Source organism: Vibrio sp. OPT46, assembly GCF_015163535.1.
GTDB classification, from domain to species: domain Bacteria; phylum Pseudomonadota; class Gammaproteobacteria; order Enterobacterales; family Vibrionaceae; genus Vibrio; species Vibrio alginolyticus.
The window spans coordinates 41,176-43,104 of the sequence record NZ_JADDYG010000302.1; the positions used below are offsets into that span (position 1 = coordinate 41,176).

Below are 1,929 nucleotides of genomic sequence, written 5' to 3' on the forward strand. Positions count from 1 at the left end.
CGTAGGTAAACCTTTTGCCTTGGTGATTTCAGGCATCAATGTTTCAACTGCATTGATCAACATTGGGTCATTTTCTGCTGGCATTTCACCTTGTGCCATTTTGTTGAACAAAGTCGCCGCCTCACCTAAAGCCTTGCCAGCATCACTACCAAGAATGTTGTTCACATCAAATTGAGGGTTTTTAGCTACATAATCTGCAAACTCCGGCGTCTCCATTAAGGAAAAATCGCCGCTGGCAATCGCCTTATCAATCGCTGGAAGGAAGATTGTTTGAAAACCTTCTTGGCGTTCCATAAGTGTTTTCTTATGGTTATATTCTTCCTGTTGCTGCTTAAATGTAAGCTCTGCTTGCGCCCACTGCTTTTCTTGTTGTTTTCGGCTTTTGGCTTGCCAATCTAGATCATCTTTACGCTGTAACTTTTGTTGTTCTCGATCTTCAAGCCCTTGCTGCCAACGAATATCTTCTCGCTGTTGCAAGATTTTCTTTCGTTCTCGGTCTTCGTTGTGCTCCTGTCTCCACAACTCACGATCTTGCTGGCGGTTGTGTAGGTCAATTAATCCTGCACCAACTCGAACGCCTTCATTAAAACTACCAATAACGTTTGCCATGAAAAAAACCTCTAAAAAAACGACGCAGCTAGACCACCAAGAACGGCACCAATTGCACCACCAGCAACAGTACCAACGACAGGTACAACACTACCAATTGTTGCACCTAGAGTTGCACCAGTACCGATACCTGACGCAATACCTTGCTTGTATTGCTGTTTAAGCTGCTCGTTCACTTGTTTGCGCTGTTGCTCCTGGTTAGAAAGATTTCTATAAGTATCAAGCGAACTTCTCGCGTTATTTCGACCAATATCAATTAGACCGTATCCCATATTAACCCCCTAAACTCCACCAACTGAGTTAATTAAGTTTCTGCTTCCTGACGAAACACCCGTCATCAATCCGACTTGTAAATCGTTTATAGCTTGGCGAGTGTTGTTATTAGTTGAAGCTAGCGCAAGCGCGTTATTCATTTCCAAGTTTCGTTTTTGCTGATCAGTTCGAAGATCACCTAAACCATACTTTCTAGTTGCATTTGCAGCATTGATATTGGCTTGTTCTAAGTTCTTCGTGGCATTTGCGTTATTTCTATCTAACTGCTTATTTAACAACTTATCGGTCATAGCAAGATCGATAAGTTGATTCTCATATTGCTGGAAGCGCTTTAGATAATCTTCGTACTGCTTTCTCGTAAGATTCGCGTATATGTATTCAGGATTACCAGAAGCGTTAACCATCATGTTTGAAAGATTATCGCTTTTAACACTGGCGGTTGGAGCGGTTGTGGCTGGCGCGGCTGAACTGCCAGTATTTGGATTGTAATAACCTAATTCACCCTCTTGAGGCATGATTATTTTCTCCTAACGTTTAACTTAAACCGTATGAACTAGCGCCGCCCATTGGCGCAAAGCCACCGTCTGATTTCATACTTTTGTAAGTATCTGGTTTGAAGTAATTACTTAATCCCTGTCCAGCGCTTGATAGCATCTCTTTGCCTGTATCGGTGCCAGTAAGTAAAGAGGCACCAGCGCCAGCAACCGCCGCCGGAATAGATACGGCGTTAGCTTCATCAATTGCAGCTTGGTTGGCCTTACGCGCTGACGCCGCCGCGATATCGTTAAGCCCTGCCGTGGCTTGAGTCGCCTGACCTCGCCCCATTGCAACTACGTTTTGAAGATTACCAGTAAAACGCTCGGTTACGTTGTGTTGGCCTTGCGCAGTAGTTTGTACCTCGTTGGCATTGGAGCCTGAGATTATGTCGTTTGAAGCGCTAGACGCCTTACCTGAACTTGGATTAAAGCCAGATGCCGACAATTGTTTTTGAGTCTGATTGACAGCCGAACTCGTTGCACTATTCGACGTTGTATTGGCCGCTCCTGC

The 1,929-nt window shown here is 44.4% G+C and carries 4 protein-coding genes; all 4 read right to left on the bottom strand.

The annotated features are described in order from the left end of the window. A partial coding sequence (locus IQR33_RS14310) for a hypothetical protein (protein WP_193838072.1) occupies positions 1 to 609 on the bottom strand: 609 nt, incomplete at its 3' end. An 11-nt stretch (positions 610 to 620) separates the two neighbouring features. After that, the gene (locus IQR33_RS14315) at positions 621 to 881 is read right to left on the bottom strand and encodes a hypothetical protein (RefSeq protein ID WP_021454663.1); all 261 of its coding nucleotides are present in this window, start codon (positions 879 to 881) and stop codon (positions 621 to 623) included. Between the two features lie 9 nt (positions 882 to 890). Continuing rightward, complete coding sequence (locus IQR33_RS14320) at positions 891 to 1,397, bottom strand: hypothetical protein (protein WP_025558175.1); 507 nt, start codon at positions 1,395 to 1,397, stop codon at positions 891 to 893. Positions 1,398 to 1,416: 19 nt separating this feature from the next. Continuing rightward, the coding region (locus IQR33_RS14325) for a hypothetical protein (RefSeq protein ID WP_193843782.1) at positions 1,417 to 1,929 on the bottom strand (513 nt) is incomplete at its 5' end.